Source organism: Streptomyces sp. NPDC046870 (assembly GCF_040704595.1).
In the GTDB taxonomy this organism is placed as follows: Bacteria; Actinomycetota; Actinomycetes; order Streptomycetales; family Streptomycetaceae; genus Streptomyces; species Streptomyces argyrophylli.
On the sequence record NZ_JBEYXM010000001.1, the window covers coordinates 201,716 to 217,289 of the forward strand.

Here is a 15,574-nt window from a genome sequence, read left to right on the forward strand (position 1 = left end):
ACCGTCCTCGTGTCGATCGGGGGTATAGGGGTTCTCGAGGGGCCGGGGCGACCGTGGGCCGCATGCGTATCCTGGTCACCGGCGCGGCCGGCTTCATCGGATCCCACTATGTGCGGGCGATGCTGAACGGTGAGTACGCCGGACACGAACGTAGCGAGATCACGGTCCTCGACAGCCTGACCTACGCCGGCAACCGGGCGAACCTCCCCGCCGAGCACCCGCGCCTGGACTTCGTCCACGGCGACATCTGCGACCGGGAGCTGCTGCTCGACCTCGTCCCCGGGCACGACGCCGTCGTCCACTTCGCCGCGGAATCACACGTCGACCGCTCCCTGGTGCGCGCGGCCGACTTCGTGCGCACCAACTGCGTCGGCACGCACAACGTCATGGAGGCGAGCCTCGCCGCCGGTGTGTCCCGCGTGGTGCACGTGTCCACCGACGAGGTGTACGGCTCCATCACGGAAGGCCGATGGACGGAGGAGTGGCCGCTCGCACCCAACTCGCCCTACGCGGCGTCGAAGGCGGCAAGCGACCTGATCGCCCTCTCCTACGCCCGCACCCACGGCCTCGACGTGTCCCTCACCCGCTGCTCCAACAACTACGGCACGCACCAGCACGTCGAGAAACTCATCCCCCTGTTCACCACCAACCTGCTCGACGGCGTCCCCGTTCCGCTCTACGGCGACGGTTCCAACGTCCGCGAGTGGCTGCACGTCTCCGACCACTGCCGTGCCGTCCAGCTGGTGCTGACGGGCGGCCGTCCCGGCGAGGTCTACAACATCGGCGGCGGCACCGAGCGCACCAACCGGGAGATCACCGACCTGCTCCTCCGCCTGTGCGAGGCCGACCCGTCCCTCGTCGACCGCGCGCCCGACCGCAAGGGCCACGACCTGCGCTACGCCCTGGACGACTCCAAGATCCGCACCGAGCTCGGCTACGCCCCCGAGGTCCCCTTCGAGGAGGGCCTGGCGGCGACGGTCGCCTGGTACGCGGACAACCCGTCCTGGTGGCAGCCGCTGAAGAACTCCCTCGTGAGATAGCTGGACGGGATCTCGCCAAGGCCGGTGCAAAGGCCGGAGTCCCCCCTCACCGAGTACGGGCGGAGGACGCCCGATGGCCCTGGCGTTTCCGGCCGGCAGAGTGGACACCCCTCCGGCCTGGGCCGGAGGGGTGCGGCAGGACGAGCCGGGCTGTACGCCGGGTTCTGTTCCCCGGTGTCCTCGCGGACGCCGGGGCGACGGCCATCCATCTAGGGCCGGCGTTGCCGCCGGCCTCGTGCGGTCTACCCGCGGACTCGGGCGGGCAGCCCTCGATCGTCCGCGCAGGGACGCCCCTCTCGCGAGAGGCGGCCCCTCTTGACCTTGCTCCGGGTGGGGTTTACCTAGCTGCCCAGGTCACCCTGGGCACTGGTGGTCTCTTACACCACCGTTTCACCCTTACCAGGGGCCGGAGCCCCGGGCGGTCTGCTTTCTGTGGCACTGTCCCGCGGGTCACCCCGGGTGGCCGTTAGCCACCACCCTGCCCTGTGGAGCCCGGACGTTCCTCGGGAAGCCCCTAAGGGGACTCCACGCGGCCGTCCGCCCGGCTCGTCTGCCGTGCCGACCATGGTACCGGGCGCGTGCCGCGTCGGGGACCCACGGCCGTCGCGAGGACCGAGCCGGCCAGGATGAGGGCGAAGGCGGCCAGCACCGGAAGGGTCAGCGGTTCGTCCAGGAACAGGGCGCCCGCCGCCACCGCCACCGCCGGGTTGACGTAGGTGATCACCGTGGCCCGGGTGGGACCGGCCTCCTTGATCAGTTCCAGGAACGCCACGAACGCCACGGCGGTGCAGATCACGCCCAGGCCGGCCAGCGCGGCCAGGACGGTGGCGGAGGGCAGGGCGGCCGGGCGGGTGAGGGCCGCCGCGGGGGCGTAGACCAGGGCGGCCAGGGTGAGGCAGGCGGCCGTCAGATGGAGCGACGGGACCTCCTTGAGGCGGCGGGCGGCGATCAGGGGGGCCGTGGCGTAGCCCAGGACCGTCACCAGGACCTCCGCCAGGGAGCGGGCGTCACCGCCGGTGAGGTGCGGGAGGGCGAGGACCGTCACCCCCGCCAGCCCCAGGGCCAGGCCCGCGATCCGGCGGACGCCGAGGTGTTCCGTGTCGCCCAGGAACCGGGCCAGGACCACGCCGACGATCGGCACGCCCGCGATCAGCAGGCCCGCCGTCGAGCTGGACAGGTGCCGTTCGGCGTCGGTCAGGGTGAACCAGGGGACCATGATCTCCAGGACCGCGAAGGCCAGCAGGGGCCGCCAGTGACGTCGTACCGCGTCGCCGAAGCCGCCCTGGCGGAGGGCGAACGGGAGCAGCAGGGCCGCGCCGAGCGCACAGCGCGTGAACACCACCACCGGCGGGGACACCGCGTCCACCGCCACCTTGATCATCAGATAGGGGATGCCCCAGACCACTCCCATCAGGGAGAACAGGAACCAGCCGCGTGCAGTCATGCGGCCGAGTGTCGGCCGCCCGGTCGAGGGCTGTCTTGAACGCTGTTGCGGTAGGCCGCCGGGGTCACCCCGAGCACCCGGCGGAACCAGCGGGTGAGGTGGGCCTGGTCGGCGAAGCCGACCAGGGCGGCCACGTCGGCGGGGCGCAGGCCGGCCTCCAGCAGGACCCGCGCCTTGGTGACCCGGTGCTGGGCGAGCCAGGCGTAGGGGGGTATGCCCATCGTCGTGCGGAAGGCGCGCAGGAGCTGGTAGCGGGACAGGCCGAGGTCGGTGGCGAGCAGGGCCAGGGAGGGCGGGTCGGTGAGTTCGTCGGCGAGGCGGTCGCGGACCGTGCGGGCGATGGCGTCGGCGCCGGGGACGCGGTCGGCGAGCGGGCGGGCCGTGGAGTGGCGCCGGGCGAGGGCCGTGAGCACCCAGGGCAGCACGGACTCGGCCTCCAGCGGGTCGGGGCAGGTGCTGAGCCGTGTGTGGGCGGTGCGCAGGGCCCGGGCCAGCGCCGGGTCGTCGATGAGGGGTTCACGGAAGTGCGGCGGACCGCCGAGGGTGCCGTCGGCCAGCAGGGACGGCTCGGCATACAGGGCGCGGTAGGCGTAGCCGTCGGTGGGGTTGCCGGGGCCGCCGGTGTGCATCTCGCCGGGTTCGAGGACGACGATGGTGCCGGGGCCGGTGCGGATGTGGCCGCCCCGGTAGTCGATGATCTCGGAGCCGCCGACGCAGACGCCGATCGTGTACTCGTCGTGGGCGTGCGGGGCGTAGACGTGCCGCCGGAAGCTCGCGGTGAGCAGGTCGAGCGGGGGTCCGCAGCGGCCCAGCCGGGCCCGTGTCCAGCGCGCCTGTTCCCCCATCGGACCGTCCTCCCACGACTTCCGCCACGGCGCCCGTCCCGCGCCGTGGCCCCTCACCGGCTACAGCGCCGGAAGCCGCCGTTCCATGCCGCGCCCGTCCAGGTTGCTCACGCCACGGCGAAGAGGATCTTCGACGTGCCCGGGTCGGCGCGGGTGAGCCGGACGCGCAGGCGTTCGCCGAGCGGCAGGTCCGTGCCCTCGACGCGTCCGATGACCGCCGGGGACAGCACCTGGACGGTGCCCACGGTCGGCCGGCGCTCGTCCACGTCCACGACACAGCCGTCGAAGACGTCCCCGACCCGGTCCTTGAGCAGGGCCGCCTCCACGATGTCGACGCACTCCCGCTCCACCGTGCCCGCGCGCCGGGAGCCGTCGGCCATCCGCCGGGGCAGCGCGTCGAGTGCGGCGAGCACCCAGTCGGGCGGGTCCTGGCCGGCGACGGCGGCGAGGCAGATCTCGGAGGCGTACCGGTCGGCGAGGCGGCGCAGCGGGGCGGTGCAGTGCGCGTAGGCGGCGGCGACGGCCGCGTGCGTGGTGAGCGCGGGCAGCTCGCCGTCCCGGAAGACGGTGTAGCCGGCCCCGCGCAGCAGGGTGGTGCACTCCTGGAGGAAGGCGGCGTGGTGCGGGTCGTGCGGGTCGAGGGTGCGCAGCAGGGCCGCGTACGACACGTGGTGCGGCCAGTCGATGCGCAGGGCGGTGGCGGTACGGCGCAGCCGGGCCACGGCGCCGTCGGGGGCGGTGGGCAGGGTGCGCAGGATGCCGGTGCCGTGGGCGAGCATCAGATCGGCGGCGGCCATGCCGGTGAGCAGGGAGAGCTGGGCGTTCCAGCGGTCGGCGGGCAGCGGGGCGCGGTAGCGCAGCGCGTAGGTGTGGTCCCGCTGGACGATCTCCTGCTCGGGCACGTGCAGGGAGATCCCGCCGCGCTCGGCCTCCAGCCGTTCCCGCGCCTCGCCGATCTCCTTGAGCAGCGCGACGGGTTCCTCGGCGGTCCCGGCGTCGATGTCCCGCTGCACGTGGGCGTAGTCGAGCTTGGCCCGGCTGCGGACCAGGGCCCGGCGCACGTCGACGGCGAGGGTGCGGCCCTGGGCGTCCAGGTCGATCGTCCACAGCACGGCCGGCCGGGTCTGCCCGGGCAGCAGGCTGGCCGCGCCCTCGCTGAGCACGGCGGGGTGCAGCGGGACCCTCTCGTCCGGGAAGTACAGGGTGGTCACCCGCCGGTGCGCCTCCGCGTCCAGGGCTCCGCCGGGTGCGACGAAGGCGGCGACGTCGGCGATGGCGTACCGGACGCGGTAGCCGGTGCCGTGCCGGGACAGGTGGGTGGCCTGGTCGAGGTCGGTGGAGGTGGGCGGGTCCAGGGTGAAGAAGGGGATGTCGGTGGCGTCGTGCACCGGCAGGGCCGGGTCCCTGGCCGCCTGCTCGGCCACCGCCAGGACCTGTGGCGGGAAGGTCTCCGGGATGGCGAGTTCGGAGCGGAGCGCGGCGAGCGCGGCCCGGAGGGGGGCTTCGGGGGCGCCGGTGACGCGGATCTTGCGGCGGGGCATGGAGCGAGCGTAGGCGGAGGTGGCACGGGAGTCACGCCGTACCCTGGCGCGGAGGTCTACGTGAGGAGTACGTGTTGCTGGTCCTGCTGCCGCCCTCGGAAGGCAAGGCGAACGGGGGCGAGGGCGCCCCGCTTCGGCTGGAGTCGCTGTCCCTGCCGGGGCTGACCGCCGCGCGGGAGGCCGTGCTCGGGGAGCTGGTGGAGTTGTGCTCCGGTGACGAGGAGAAGGCCCGCGAGGTGCTGGGGCTGAGCGAGGGGCTGCGCGGCGAGGTCGCGAAGAACGCCGGGCTGCGCACGGCCGGCGCCCGCCCGGCCGGGGAGGTCTACACCGGTGTCCTGTACGACGCCCTCGGCCTGGCCACGCTGGACGCGGCGGCGCGGAGCCGTGCGGCGGACTGGCTGCTGGTCTTCTCCGGGCTGTGGGGTGCCGTGCGGGTGACGGACCGGATTCCCTCCTACCGCTGCTCGATGGGCGTGAAGCTGCCGGGACTGGGCGCGCTGGGCGGGCACTGGCGGGCGCCGATGGCGGAGGTGCTGCCGGAGGCGGCGGCCGACGGACTGGTCCTCGACCTGCGGTCCTCGGCGTACGCGGCGGCCTGGCGGCCGAAGGGCGAGGTGGCCGGGCGCACGGCGACGGTACGGGTGCTGCACGCGCCGACCCGGAAGGTCGTCAGCCACTTCAACAAGGCGACGAAGGGCCGGATCGTCCGGAGCCTGCTGACCGCGGGGGCCGCGCCGAAGGACCCCGCGGAGCTGGTGGAGGTGCTGCGCGAGCTGGGGTACGCCGTGGAGGCGGAGGCGCCCGGGAAGGCGGGCAAGGCGTGGGCGCTGGACGTACTGGTGGACGAGGTCCACTGAGGCGCCACCCCGGGTGTTGCAGCATGCGCAACGCTCGTTGCGGACATTGCGGTAGCTGGGCACGATGAGCGCATGACCTCGCCGCTGCCCTCGTTCCCGGCTGCCTCCGTGCTGGACCTCGCCCCCGTCGTGCCCGTGGTGGTGCTCGCCGACGCCGCCGACGCCGTACCGCTCGCGCGGGCGCTGGTCGCGGGCGGGCTGCCCGCCATCGAGGTGACGCTGCGGACCCCCGCCGCGCCGGCCGCGATCCGGGCCATCGCCGCCGAGGTCCCCGAGGCCGTGGTCGGGGCGGGCACGGTGATCACACCGGAGCAGGTCACGGCGTGTACGGCGGACGGGGCGCGGTTCCTGGTCAGTCCCGGGTGGACGGAGGCGCTGCTGGAGGCGATGCGCGGGTCCGGGGTGCCGTTCCTGCCCGGGGTGTCGACCGCCTCGGAGGTCGTCGCACTGCTGGAGCGCGGGGTGCGGGAGATGAAGTTCTTCCCGGCGCAGGCGGCGGGCGGTACGGCGTACCTGAGGTCGCTGGCCGGGCCGTTGCCGCAGGCCCGGTTCTGCCCCACGGGCGGGATCGGGCCGCAGACCGCGCCCGAGTACCTCGCCCTTCCCAACGTCGGCTGCGTGGGCGGGAGCTGGATGGTCCCGGAGGAGGCGGTGGCCGCCCGGGACTGGGGACGGATCGAGGAACTGGCGCGCGGGGCGGCCGGGTTGAGGTCCCCGGGCGGCTCGGGGGCGTAGCCGCCCGGGGGCTCAGGGGCGCAGGTGGGAGGTGTCGTTGAACAGCCGTACGCTCGCGTTGCCGTCCGCGTAGTACGCCACCGCCGACAGGGAGGCCGCCGAGAGCTCCATCCGGAACAGCGACTTGGGCGGGGCGCCGAGCGCCAGGCGGACGAAGGTCTTGATCGGGGTGACGTGCGTGACCAGCAGGACCGTACGGCCCGCGTGGGCCGCGACCAGCTTGTCGCGGGTCGCGGCGATCCGGGTGGCCGTCTCGGCGAAGCTCTCGCCGCCGCCGGTGGGGTGGGCCTCCGGGTCGGCGAGCCAGGCGTCGAGGTCGTCCGGGTGGCGCTCGCGGACCTCGCCGAAGGTCAGGCCCTCCCAGGCGCCGAAGTCCGTCTCGCGCAGACCGTCGTCGACCGTCACGTCCAGGTGCAGGCGGGCGGCGACGATCTCGGCGGTCTCGCGGGTGCGGGCGAGGGGGGAGGCGACGATGGCCTGGATCGTGCCGCGCCGCGCCAGGGCCTCGGCGACGCGGTGCGCCTGCTCCCGGCCCGCCGCGGAGAGGGAGGGGTCGGTGCCGCCGCTGCCGGAGAAGCGTTTCTGGGGGGTCAGGGGGGTTTCCCCGTGCCGCAGGAGGACGAAGGTGGCGGGCGCGCCCAGGTCGGGTGCGGCGCTCCAGCCGGGGGCGCTGGTGACGCGCCGCTCGTCCACGGTTTCCCCGACGGAGCCGGAGGGACGCCCTTCGCCGGCGGGCTCGCGGTGCTGCTCGCCGGGACCCTGCCCTTCGCCGGGGGCCGTGGGGTGCCGCTCGCCGGGAGGTGCCGCGTCCTCCGGGACGGGCGCCGCACCGGCGGCCCGGCTCTCCGCCAGGGCCGCGCGGGCCTTCGCCGCGCCCGCCGCGGCGTCTCCGGGCGGGCCCGACGGCGGGGTGTCCAGGGCCGCGCGGGACTGCGAGGGTGACCACTGCCGGCCCTTCGCCCCCGCGTCCATCGCCTCGTTCGCCAAGCGGTCCGCGTGTTTGTTCCGCTCGCGGGGGATCCACTCGTAGGTGACCTGGTCCGGCGGGTAGACGGACCTCGCCTCCGCCGCCAGCGGCTTCATGCCGGGGTGCTTGATCTTCCAGCGGCCCGACATCTGCTCGATGACGAGCTTGGAGTCCATGCGGACGTGGACCCGGGCCGACGGGTCGAGGGCGTGGGCGGCGCGGAGGCCGGCCAGCAGGCCGCGGTACTCGGCGACGTTGTTCGTGGCGACGCCGATGTACTCCGCGGCCTCGGTCAGGGCCTCACCCGTGGCCCCGTCGAGCACGACCGCCCCGTAGCCGGCGGGCCCGGGGTTGCCCCGCGACCCGCCGTCGGCCTCGACGATGAACTCCCGCACCCCGAAAGCCCCCCTACAGACCCGACTCGGCCGTGCGCACCAGGATGCGGCGGCAGTTCTCGCAGCGCACCACCGTGTCCGGCGCCGCCGAACGGATCTCGTTCAGCTCGGTGATGGCCAGCTCCTGCCGGCACCCCTGGCAGGTGCGGGCGTACAGCTTGGCCGCGCCGATGCCGCCCTGCTGCTCGCGCAGCTTGTCGTAGAGCTTGAGCAGGTCCGCGGGCACGGAGGCCGCCACGACCTCGCGCTCCTTGGTCACCGAGGCGGCCTCGCCGTCGATCTCCTCGAACGCCGCGTCCCGGCGGCCGGTCGCGTCGTCGATCTTCGACTGCACGGAGGCGACCCGTCCGGTCAGCTCGTTCACCCGCTCCTGCGCGGCCTCGCGGCGCTCCATGACCTCCAGGACCACGTCCTCCAGGTCGCCCTGCCGCTTGGCGAGGGAGACGATCTCGTGCTGGAGGTTGGACAGGTCCTTCGGCGAGGTGACCGCGCCGGAGTCCAGGCGCTGCTGGTCGCGGGTGGCGCGCTGGCGCACCTGGTCGACGTCCTGCTCGGCCTTGGTCTGCTCGCGGGCGCAGTCGCTCTCCTCGGTCTGCGCGGCGACGAGCAGGTCGCGCAGCTGCGTGAGGTCCTTCGTCAGCGACTCGATCTCGGCGTGCTCGGGCAGGGACCTCCGCTTGTGCGCGAGCTGCTGCAGGCGGACGTCGAGGGCCTGGACGTCGAGGAGTCGGATCTGGTCGGCGGGCGCGGCGTTCAGTTGGGGGCTCCCGTGGTATCGGAAGGGGCGCTCGAAGCGCTCGTTGGAAGGGTGGTGGTGGGCGACGGGTGGGCGGTGGACGCCGCGTGGGCGGTCCAGGGGTCGGTGACCGTCTTGGAGACGTGGACGCGCAGGTCCCAGCCGTGACGGTCGGAGATCTCGTCGAGCTGGCTCGCGGCCAGCTCGCACCAGGGCCACTCGGTGGCCCAGTGCGCCGCGTCGAGCAGCGCGAGGGGGCTGTGGGCCACCGCCTCGGAGGCCGGGTGGTGGCGCAGGTCGGCGGTGAGGAAGGCGTCGACACCGGCCGCGCGGACCTGGTCGAAGAGGCTGTCGCCGGAGCCGCCGCTGACGGCGACGGTGCGGACGACGGCTCCGGGGTCGCCGGCCACCCTGATGCCCTGCGCGGTGGCGGGCAGCCGCTCGGCGGCGCGCGCGGCCAGCTCGCGGACGGTGAGGGGGTGGTCGAGTTCGCAGACACGGCCCAGGCCCCGGCGGCCCTCGGGGTCGGTGGGGTCCGGCACGAGGGGACCCACGACGCGGAGGTCGAGGGCCCCGGCGAGGGCGTCGGAGACGCCCGGGTCGGCGGTGTCGGCGTTGGTGTGGGCGACGTGCAGCGCGACGTCGTTCTTGATCAGTGTGTGCACGACCCGGCCCTTGAAGTGCGTGGCCGCGACCGTGGTCGTGCCGCGCAGATAGAGCGGGTGGTGGGTGACCAGCAGGTCGGCGCCGAGCTTCACCGCCTCGTCGACGATCTCCTGGACGGGATCGACGGCGAACAGGACCCGGGTGACCTCCTGGCCGGGGTCGCCCACGACCGTGCCGACCGCGTCCCAGGACTCGGCCCGCTCGGCGGGCCACAGGTTCTCCAGCGCGGCGATGACTTCAGACAGACGGGGCACGGCCCAAGGCTACCTGGCTGCCCGGCGCGGCTGTACCGCATGCGTCCGGTCTGACCCCGCTCAGCACAGACGCCCCGGTTTCCTCAGGTGAATCGCTTCTGCACCACCCGTACGTGTGAAGCCGGGGAGGGCCGGTCCCCCGCCTGTGCGTGCGAAAACTAGCTTCGTCGCCGGAGGTGACCGAACGATGACGGTCTGTGCGATCGACCCCCCCTCCACGGACGGGACCGACGGCGTGCCGGCGGCGGGGTGCGCGATCACGGCGGACGGCGCGTACGCCGCGCGGCTCGCCCGGGACGGTGACTCTTGGTTCCCGGAGCGCTGGACCCTGGACGGCCCGGAGCCGTACGCGGTGCCCCTGCCCGGGAACCAGCCGGAGGAGCCCGGCACCGAGGTGCAGCCGATGGGTGACGGGCGGGTGCTGATCCACCGCCTGGTGGCCGGGCGGCACGCCTTCTCGCTGCTGTACCCGACCGGGCCCGGCACCGGTGAGCTGCCGCTGGGCGCCGTGGAGTGCGCCGAACCCGGCGCCCGGCTCACCCTGCTGCCGCCGGCGCCGGGGGGCGTGCGGGCGTACGCCCTCGTGGTCGGGGCGCGCTCCAGCGCGGTGTGGCTGGTGGCGGGCGGGGCGTTCGGCCCCGAGCGGTGCGCCGAGGTGCCGGGGCGCTGCTCGGGCGGGGTCTGGCTGGACGGTTCCGGGCGGATGCTGGCGCTGGACCGGGAACTGGACGGACGCACCAAGACGGTCGTGGTGGACCTGGAGCGCGCCGGTGAGGTCTCGCCGCTGCTCCAGATCGCGGAGGGCAGCGACGACCGGCTGCTGCTCGCCGATCCCGACAGCGGTCTGCTGCTGATCTCCTCGGACGCGCCCTCCCCGGGACGGGCACGCCTGGGCTGGGGTGTCCTCGGCAGCACCCTGCCGGTGCGGTTCCCGGAGTGCCTGCGGGTGCCGGAGTGCCTGGTGACGCCGTTCGCGATCCAGCCCGGGCAGGTGCTGATGCCGGAGAACTGCGCGGTGGGCCTGCGCATCGACGGGTCCTTCGGCACCTGGGTGGGGCTGTGGCGCCCGGCCGACCGCGAGGTCCGGCACATCCCGGCGCCCGAGGGCTGGCTGGCGGGCAGCGGGCTGTGCACGCGCGACGGTGTGCTGCGGCTGCCGTACGCCACGGAGGCGACTCCGTGCGGGCTGTCGGACGTGACGGCACCGGGCTGGGGCGCGACCACGGCGGGAGCGGACGACCTGAGGCCGGCCGGGGCGGGCGCCCCGGCCGCTGCCGGGCCCGGGAACGTCGCCCCGGAGGGGCCGCGGGAGGCCCGGGTGCCGGACCGCGACGGCGGCGCCGGGACCCCGCAACGGGCGGGTCCGGCGGGTGCGGAACCGGGTCCCGCGGTGCCGGCGGCGGCCCGGCCCGTGCCGTTGCGGGAGGCACCCTTGGGGCGTCTTGTAACGAACTAGTGCCGGTTGGCGTGTGCGCCTGGATTCGGTCCGTGGTGTGCCGGTTACACTCGCCCGGCTGTACGAAAGATCAGGTTGACGGGGTGAATACGTCCGATGAGCGACACCAGCACCACTGAGCAGCTGTCTGCCGGCTCTTCCGAGAACACCGGCCACGGCCGGCACCGGGGCCCGGTCGCGGCCCAGGAGAGCGAGTCGGCTCCGCACGGCCGGCACCGCAAGCCGGCCCAGGAGCGGGCGGAGGCGGCTGCCTGACGGTAGTGAAGAAGAGGGGGCGTCCGCTCGGCGGGCGCCCCCTTCGCCTGTCCCCGTCCGGGCCGCGGCGCCTGCGCCGCCGCGAAGGACCGTACGGGAAGGTCTCCTGCTCGCCGCCGAACCGGGGCCGCACCGGGGGCCGTTCGGTCACGGCGCCCACCGGACGACGGTGTCGGCGAGGACGGGCGCGTCGTCCCGTTCGACGGCGCTCACGGCGGCCCGCACGGAGCCTTCCGAGGCCCACAGCCGGATCCGCAGGGTCTCCCCCGGGTACACGACCCCGGCGAACCGCGTGGCGTACGACCGCACCCGGCTCACGTCCCCGCCGAGCAGGGTGTCGACGACCGCCTTGAGCGTGACGCCGTAGGTGCACAGGCCGTGCAGGACGGGCCGTTGGAAGCCGGCGCGCCTGGCGAACCCGGGGTCGGCGTGCAGGGGGTTCCAGTCGCCGGACAGGCGGTAGAGCAGGGCCTGGTCCTCGCGCAGGCGCCGCTCGACGACCCGGTCCGGCTCCCCGGCGGGCGGTTCGTGCCGGGCGGACGGCCCCCGGTCGCCGCCCCAGCCGCCCTCTCCCCGTACGAAGATCTGCGCGTCGCTGGTCCACAACGGGCCCTTGGCGTCCGCGACGTGCGTGCGCATGACGAGCACGGCGGCCGTGCCCTTGTCGTACACGGCGGCGATGCGGCCGGTGGCGGTGGCGGTGCCCTCCACGGGGATGGGCCGGTGCAGGGTGAGCGCCTGGCCGCCGTGCAGGACGCGGGCGAGGTCGACGTCGACGCCGGGCATGGACAGGCCGCTGATCACGTCCGGTGAACCGGCACCCGCGACGGTGGCGAAGCCGGGCAGGACGTGCAGCCGGGACTCCAGGGTGTAGCGCAGTTCGCCGGGGTCGGTGGCGGGGACGCCCGCGCCGATGCCGAGGTGGTAGAGCAGGACGTCCTTGCGCGTCCAGGAGATCTCTGCCGACCGGGGCTCGGCGGCGAGTGCCTTGGCGGCGTCGATGGGCATGGGGCTCCTGACGGGTCTCAAGACCTCGGTGCGGACCTGGAACGCGTTCCAGTCTGGCGTCTCCTGTATAGCCGAGCCCCCCGCGGCCGGGAAGGTGCCTGACAGCCTGTCAGTTCCCACGGGCGGCCGTGACATTTGTCCTGCCCGATTCGGTACACGCGTGTCTGCCGTGGCCGGGCCCGGTTCCGTACCGTTCGATCCGTACGCCGTGCCGCCCTCCCGCCCCCGTGCGGGACGGGCCGCGGGAACGACTGGGACGGGGGACTCGGAGATGACGTGGTGGCGGAGCCTGCGCCGGCAGATGGCGGGCCGGCAGCGGGAACGGCTGGCGTGGCGGGCGGACGTGCGGCGCTTCCGGGCCGAGCGGCGGGCCGCCCGGTGCGCGGGCGCGGACCCCTCCGCCGCCGAGCACCCGGGCCCGCCGCCCACCGGCTTCGCCCTGCTGCCGTGGCTGCTGCTGGGCATGGGCTCCCTCTCCAACGTGCTCAAGGGCGAGACCCCTAACCCCTGGGTCGGCGGCCTGGGCCTGCTCGCCTTCAACTCCCTCTACGTCTACGTCACCTTCCGCGCCTTCGACCGGGCCAGGCGCGAGTCGGCGTCCACCCGGGTGGCGCTGGGCCTGCTCGGCCTGGTCACGACGGGCCTCGCCCTCGGGTACGGCGGCAACTGGCTGATGTTCTTCCCGCTGCTGGGCCTCGCCACCGGCGCCACCGTGCGCGGACCGTGGCTCGGCCGCGTCGGCCTGCTGCTCACGCTCTACGCGGGAGCCGCCACCTGGCTGCGGGACGGCTGGGACGACGCGTCGGGCATCGCCTACGCCACCTTCCTGTCCAGCATGGTCACCGCCGCGATCCTCAGCCTGTCCGAGGCCGTGCGGGAGCTGCGGGCCGCCCGGGAGGAACTGGCCCGGCGCGCGGTGGCGGAGGAGCGGCTGCGCTTCTCCCGCGATCTGCACGACCTGCTCGGGCACACGCTGTCGGTGGTCGTGGTGAAGTCGGAGGCGGCCCGCCGGCTCGCGCCACGCGACCTCGACGCGGCGCTGGCACAGGTCTCGGACATCGAGTCGGTGGGCCGGCAGGCGCTCACCGAGATCCGGGAGGCGGTGACCGGCTACCGCGAGGGCAGCCTGGCCACCGAACTCACCCGGGCCCGGTCGGCGCTCTCCGCGGCGAGCGTGGAGCCGGTGGTCCGCCAGACCGGGGCGCCGCTGACCCCGCAGACCGAGGCGCTGCTCGGCTGGGTGGTGCGCGAGGCGGTCACCAACGTGGTCCGGCACAGCCGTGCCGACCGCTGCGAGATCACCGTCGAGGGAACCGCCGAGCGGGTCAGGCTGACGGTCACGGACAACGGCACGGGCCCCGGGACCCCGGCCGCCGGTGACGGTGCGGGTGCGGGCACCGGCGGCACGGGGCTGAAGGGGCTGACCGAACGCCTCGCGGCGGCGGGCGGCTCCCTCACGGCCGGCCCGGCGCCACGCGGCGGCTTCACGGTCACCGCCGACCTTCCGGTGAGCGGTGACCTCGCGGCGAGCGGTGACCTCGCGGCGAGCGGTGTCGAGGTGGCCGCGGCGGCTCCCGCTACGGCGCCCAGGGCGCCGCGACCGCCCAGGTGACGTCGGCCGTCCGCGACGTACTGCTGTCGAAGGCGTCGGCTCCGCCGTTGCTCGCCATGTAGAGGTCGTGGTCGTAGTGGCGCAGATAGCGCGTCGGGTAGTTGTACGAGGCGAACGAGGTGCCGGTGCCGCTCTTCCCGTGACCCGCCCGATGACCAGTCGCCCGTGGCCAGTCGTTCCTGACCGGCTGTCCGTGACAAGTACTCAGCCGTCCGTCCGGTCAGAGACCGGCGAACAGACCGTCGAGCGGGGCGGGTACCCGATCGGGGTCGAGGGCCTCGGTCAGGACACGGCCGTAGTGGATCTTCCGGCCCTTCTTCGTGCCGAGGAAGCGCCGCAACTGCTGCTGTGCGGTGCGACCCTGCTGCGCCGGCTGGCGCAGGAAGGTCCGCAGCGCGCGCACGTCGCCCTGCGCCCGGACCAGTTCCGTCACCCGGGTCACGCCCAGTGCGCGGATCAGCTCGTCCTCCAGATCCGCCGCGCAGACGAAGAACCCGTGCTGCGCCGCACCGGCCCGCTCCCAGCCACGGGCGTAGTACGGGCGCTCCCGCTCGTCGCACAGCCCGGCGAGGCGCAGACCCAGCCCGGCCGGCCCGAGGAGGCCGGCGAACCGCCCGACGTTCATCGCCCCGCCCATCGACAGCACGCAGATCCCCTCGGCCGCCAGGTCCCGGCCACGGCCCGCGGCCAGCGCGCCGACCGCCGCCGCGTCACTCGGCCCTTCGAGCAGGACGGCCGCCCGGACGGACAGCCGCGCGGCCAGCTCCCGCGCGGGGCCCCCGGGCCCGCCGGCCGCCCACGCGGTGACCGCCTCCCGGAACGCCCCCATGTCAGCCATGAGCCGAGTCTCCGCCGTTTCCCACGCCCACGGTAGGGAATTTCGGCGAACGCGCACCGCTGCCTGCGGCCACCGGCCTCCCGGCACACCCCGCGGGCGGACTGGGCACAGCGGTACGGCGGCCGGGACGTGGAGCCCCCTCCCCCGGCACCCGGCTCACCCGGCACCCGCCAACCGCCCGGCTTCACCGAGGAAGCGTCGAGTTGGCTCGGCCGGGCGCGGCCCGGTACGGAATGACGCGGGGTCACCCGCAGCGCGCCCCGGCGTAATCTGGGGCGGTGGACGACGAGATGCCCCGGGGTCACCGGCCCGGCACACGCATCCGGGTGCTGCTGGCCGAGGACCAGGGCATGATGCGTGGCGCTCTCGCCCTGCTGCTCGGCATGGAGCAGGACATCGAGGTCGTGGCCCAGCTGGGCTCGGGTGACGGCATCGTGGACGCCGTGCTCGCGCACCGGCCGGACGTCGCCCTGCTGGACATCGAGCTGCCGGGCATGAGCGGACTGGACGCGGCGGCCGAACTGCGGGCCCAGGCTCCCGGCTGCCGGGTGCTGATCCTCACCACCTTCGGACGGCCGGGCTATCTGCGCCGGGCCCTGGAGGCCGGAGCGGCCGGCTTCCTCGTCAAGGACGGGCCCGTGGAGGAGCTGGCCGCGGCGATCCGGCGTGTGCTCACCGGGGAGACCGTGGTCGATCCGGCGCTGGCCGCCGCCGCGCTCAGCGCCGGGCCGAGTCCGCTGACGCCCCGTGAGCGGGAGGTGCTGACGGCGTCGGTGGACGGGGCGACCGTCGCCGACATCGCCGGCAGGCTGCACCTGTCCGAGTCGACCGTCCGCAACTACCTCTCCTCCGCGATCGGCAAGACCGGTACCCGCAACCGGGCCGAGGCGGTACGGGAGGCCCGGCAGCAGGGCTGGCTCTGAGG

The 15,574-nt window shown here is 74.7% G+C and carries 15 protein-coding genes, 1 other RNA gene and 1 pseudogene; 7 read left to right on the plus strand and 10 right to left on the minus strand.

Features of this window, described 5'->3' with window-relative positions; all coding sequences use genetic code 11:
* Positions 1-62 precede the first annotated feature (62 nt).
* Positions 63-1,040 (plus strand): dTDP-glucose 4,6-dehydratase, encoded by a 978-nt coding sequence (rfbB, locus tag AB0946_RS00890; RefSeq protein ID WP_366758516.1) that lies wholly within the window; start codon positions 63-65, stop codon positions 1,038-1,040.
* 137 nt (positions 1,041-1,177) lie between these two features.
* Here rfbB and rnpB read toward each other — a convergent pair.
* The 4 genes and pseudogenes from rnpB to AB0946_RS00910 form a co-directional block, all read right to left on the minus strand.
* An RNA gene (gene rnpB / locus AB0946_RS00895) (RNase P RNA component class A) lies at positions 1,178-1,589 on the minus strand.
* Between the two features lie 67 nt (positions 1,590-1,656).
* Positions 1,657-2,484: pseudogene (locus tag AB0946_RS00900) on the minus strand (DMT family transporter); the annotation flags it as partial.
* Complete coding sequence (locus tag AB0946_RS00905) at positions 2,481-3,329, minus strand: AraC family transcriptional regulator (protein WP_366758517.1); 849 nt, start codon at positions 3,327-3,329, stop codon at positions 2,481-2,483. The pseudogene AB0946_RS00900 and the gene AB0946_RS00905, both read right to left, overlap by 4 nt.
* 107 nt (positions 3,330-3,436) lie before the next feature.
* Positions 3,437-4,870, minus strand: a complete 1,434-nt coding sequence (locus AB0946_RS00910) for an RNB domain-containing ribonuclease (RefSeq protein WP_366758518.1) — start codon at positions 4,868-4,870, stop codon at positions 3,437-3,439.
* 74 nt (positions 4,871-4,944) lie between these two features.
* On the opposite strand from AB0946_RS00910, the gene yaaA reads away from it, so the two are divergent.
* Together yaaA and eda are read left to right on the plus strand one after the other, a co-directional pair.
* Positions 4,945-5,727, plus strand: a complete 783-nt coding sequence (gene yaaA / locus AB0946_RS00915) for a peroxide stress protein YaaA (RefSeq protein ID WP_366759110.1) — start codon at positions 4,945-4,947, stop codon at positions 5,725-5,727.
* Between the two features lie 72 nt (positions 5,728-5,799).
* Positions 5,800-6,462, plus strand: coding sequence for a bifunctional 4-hydroxy-2-oxoglutarate aldolase/2-dehydro-3-deoxy-phosphogluconate aldolase (eda, locus tag AB0946_RS00920; protein WP_366758519.1), 663 nt, complete (start codon positions 5,800-5,802; stop codon positions 6,460-6,462).
* A 12-nt stretch (positions 6,463-6,474) separates the two neighbouring features.
* On the opposite strand, the gene AB0946_RS00925 is transcribed toward eda, so the two are convergent.
* The 3 genes from AB0946_RS00925 to AB0946_RS00935 are packed head-to-tail and all read right to left on the minus strand — an operon-like array spanning position 6,475 to position 9,480.
* Positions 6,475-7,824: a bifunctional RNase H/acid phosphatase gene (locus AB0946_RS00925; RefSeq protein WP_366758520.1), complete on the minus strand. Its 1,350-nt coding sequence runs from the start codon at positions 7,822-7,824 to the stop codon at positions 6,475-6,477.
* Between the two features lie 13 nt (positions 7,825-7,837).
* Positions 7,838-8,581 carry a C4-type zinc ribbon domain-containing protein gene (locus tag AB0946_RS00930; RefSeq protein ID WP_366759111.1) on the minus strand — a complete coding sequence of 248 codons (744 nt, stop codon included), beginning with the start codon at positions 8,579-8,581 and terminating at the stop codon, positions 7,838-7,840.
* A complete protein-coding gene (locus tag AB0946_RS00935) occupies positions 8,578-9,480 on the minus strand; it encodes a Nif3-like dinuclear metal center hexameric protein (protein ID WP_366758521.1) in 903 nt (300 codons plus the stop codon). The genes AB0946_RS00930 and AB0946_RS00935 overlap by 4 nt, the downstream gene beginning before the upstream one ends.
* Positions 9,481-9,667: 187 nt before the next feature.
* Between AB0946_RS00935 and AB0946_RS00940 the strand changes: the two genes are divergently transcribed.
* Both AB0946_RS00940 and AB0946_RS00945 read left to right on the plus strand, forming a co-directional pair.
* Positions 9,668-10,936 carry a hypothetical protein gene (locus AB0946_RS00940; protein WP_366758522.1) on the plus strand — a complete coding sequence of 423 codons (1,269 nt, stop codon included), beginning with the start codon at positions 9,668-9,670 and terminating at the stop codon, positions 10,934-10,936.
* Positions 10,937-11,032: 96 nt separating this feature from the next.
* Positions 11,033-11,191 carry a hypothetical protein gene (locus AB0946_RS00945; protein ID WP_366758523.1) on the plus strand — a complete coding sequence of 53 codons (159 nt, stop codon included), beginning with the start codon at positions 11,033-11,035 and terminating at the stop codon, positions 11,189-11,191.
* A gap of 147 nt (positions 11,192-11,338) precedes the next feature.
* Here the strand turns inward: AB0946_RS00945 and AB0946_RS00950 are convergent, their stop codons facing one another.
* Complete coding sequence (locus tag AB0946_RS00950) at positions 11,339-12,199, minus strand: MaoC/PaaZ C-terminal domain-containing protein (protein WP_366758524.1); 861 nt, start codon at positions 12,197-12,199, stop codon at positions 11,339-11,341.
* A 271-nt stretch (positions 12,200-12,470) separates the two neighbouring features.
* Between AB0946_RS00950 and AB0946_RS00955 the strand changes: the two genes are divergently transcribed.
* Positions 12,471-13,811: a sensor histidine kinase gene (locus AB0946_RS00955; protein WP_366758525.1), complete on the plus strand. Its 1,341-nt coding sequence runs from the start codon at positions 12,471-12,473 to the stop codon at positions 13,809-13,811.
* On the opposite strand, the gene AB0946_RS00960 is transcribed toward AB0946_RS00955, so the two are convergent.
* Entirely contained in the window at positions 13,777-14,019 is a 243-nt protein-coding gene (locus AB0946_RS00960; protein WP_366759112.1) for an AbfB domain-containing protein, read from the minus strand. The two genes, AB0946_RS00955 and AB0946_RS00960, sit on opposite strands and share 35 nt — an antisense overlap.
* Before the next feature lie 12 nt (positions 14,020-14,031).
* Entirely contained in the window at positions 14,032-14,649 is a 618-nt protein-coding gene (locus tag AB0946_RS00965; RefSeq protein ID WP_366758526.1) for a TOPRIM nucleotidyl transferase/hydrolase domain-containing protein, read from the minus strand.
* A 290-nt stretch (positions 14,650-14,939) separates the two neighbouring features.
* Here AB0946_RS00965 and AB0946_RS00970 point away from each other — a divergent pair, with 290 nt between their 5' ends.
* Positions 14,940-15,572 (plus strand): response regulator transcription factor, encoded by a 633-nt coding sequence (locus tag AB0946_RS00970; protein ID WP_366759113.1) that lies wholly within the window; start codon positions 14,940-14,942, stop codon positions 15,570-15,572.
* Positions 15,573-15,574: the final 2 nt, after the last annotated feature.